We start from the raw sequence: 1,568 nt of genomic DNA, 5'->3' as shown, positions 1-1,568 counted from the left end.
TTTCGAACTCAGGGGCAAGATCACGGCCATCTATATCGGCAATCCGCACGCCACGCTGGATGTCGACGCCGAGGGAGAGGCCTGGCGGGTGGAGATGGCGCCGCCGTCCCGCACCATCGCCGCTGGCTTCACGGAGGAGGTGGCCAAGGTCGGCGACGAGGTGACCGCGATCGGCAACCGCTCGGTCGAGGCGAGCGAAAAGCGCATGAAAGCGGTGCGCGTCATCGTCGGCGGCAAGACATACGATGTCTATCCCGACCGCGTGCCGCCGGCCTAGATGGCGGAGTTCCTCGCCGGCATCGAGCAATTTGCCCTGGCGCGGTGGCTGAAGGGCTCCTTCATTGCCTACCCCATCGTCAACGCGCTCCACATCTTGTCGATCGGCGCGCTGCTGACCAGCGTCCTCCTCATGGACCTCAGGATCTGCGGCGCTTTCCGCTCACTGCCGCACGCCGCGTTCGTCGCGCTGCTGCGCCGCGTTGCTTTAGGCGCGTTCGTCGGTGCGCTCGTCACCGGCTCGCTGCTGTTTTCGGTCAAGGCGAGCACCTATGCGGCGATGCCGGTCTTCCTCGCCAAGATGGCACTCATCCTTCTCGCCGGCGTCAATTTTTTCGCCTTCCTGCGCTTCGCCAGAGGCGGTGACGAGCCGGCCGGCAGCGCCATCCTGGCTGTGCTCTCGATACTGCTGTGGACATCAGTGCTGTTCGCCGGACGGTTCATCGGTTTTCTTTAGCGCCGCATCCACCTTCTCCCCCTGTGGGAGAAGGTGTCGCCGAAGGCGACGGATGAGGGGTGTTCCAGGGAACGCCAACGTCTCACTCCGCTGGACCACCCCTCATCCGTCTCGGCGCTATCGCGCCGATCCACCTTCTCCCACAAGGGGAGAAGGGAAGAACGGCGCTGGCGTTCCGCCAGTGCCGGGATAAGCTTCCTGCAAACAAAGGAGAACTGCCGTGAAAAAAAGAAATCATCGAAGTCCCCGTCATGTCGGACAAGGTGCGGGCGCTTGGCCTGCCCTGCTCGACGGCGGTCAAGGCCAACGGCTTCGTCTTCATCTCGGCGACGCCGCCGGTGGACATGGTGACCGGCGAGATGGTGCGCGGCGACATCGAAACACAGACCGAGGCGTCGCTGAAGGCGCTGAAACATTGCCTGGAAGCGGCCGGAACCTCGCTGGAAAACGTCGTGATGGTGCGCATCTACGCCGTCAATTCCGGCTTCTACAACGCGATTAACCGGGTCTATGCCAGGTATTTTTCGACCAATCCGCCGGCGCGGAGTTTTGTGCCGGTGGCGTCTTGGCCGATGGAGTTTGATATTGAGATCGAGTGTGTGGCTGTGGCGTGAGGGGGGCACGCCGGTTACATTGCTCACGCAAGCGGGAAAGCATTAGGTGTTAGAAAACGGGGGTTGGGATTGCGGAGATTAGCGGCCCTCTCTATGTGTCGACTAAGTCTGCTGCGACGCTGGGTTCGGTCGTCGAGTTCCCCTCTTGCGGCTGGCACGCCTATAGAGCAGGGTGGCCTTAAATGCCACGACTCCAGACCGATAATTGGGCACTAGTGTCT

At 62.1% G+C, this 1,568-nt stretch carries 3 protein-coding genes; all 3 read left to right on the top strand.

Features of this window, described 5'->3' with window-relative positions:
• A partial coding sequence (locus EN984_RS34020; RefSeq protein WP_127384329.1) for a DUF6152 family protein occupies positions 1-277 on the top strand: 277 nt, incomplete at its 5' end.
• Positions 278-733, top strand: coding sequence for a DUF6644 family protein (locus EN984_RS34015; protein ID WP_127270443.1), 456 nt, complete (start codon positions 278-280; stop codon positions 731-733).
• A 251-nt stretch (positions 734-984) separates the two neighbouring features.
• Positions 985-1,347 carry a RidA family protein gene (locus EN984_RS34010; RefSeq protein WP_127270444.1) on the top strand — a complete coding sequence of 121 codons (363 nt, stop codon included), beginning with the start codon at positions 985-987 and terminating at the stop codon, positions 1,345-1,347.
• Positions 1,348-1,568 lie beyond the last annotated feature (221 nt).

The organism is Mesorhizobium sp. M7A.F.Ca.CA.004.12.1.1 (assembly GCF_003997835.1).
Lineage (GTDB): Bacteria > Pseudomonadota > Alphaproteobacteria > Rhizobiales > Rhizobiaceae > Mesorhizobium.
The sequence above is the reverse complement of the archived record's forward strand: the minus strand, read 5'-3'. Positions and strand labels throughout refer to the sequence as shown.

What these genes read in the sequence shown, in the direction of transcription:
- EN984_RS34015 (WP_127270443.1), top strand. Translation starts at nt 278, where the DNA reads ATGGCGGAGTTCCTCGCCGGCATCGAGCAATTTGCCCTGGCGCGGTGG.
- EN984_RS34010 (WP_127270444.1), top strand. Translation starts at nt 985, where the DNA reads ATGTCGGACAAGGTGCGGGCGCTTGGCCTGCCCTGCTCGACGGCGGTC.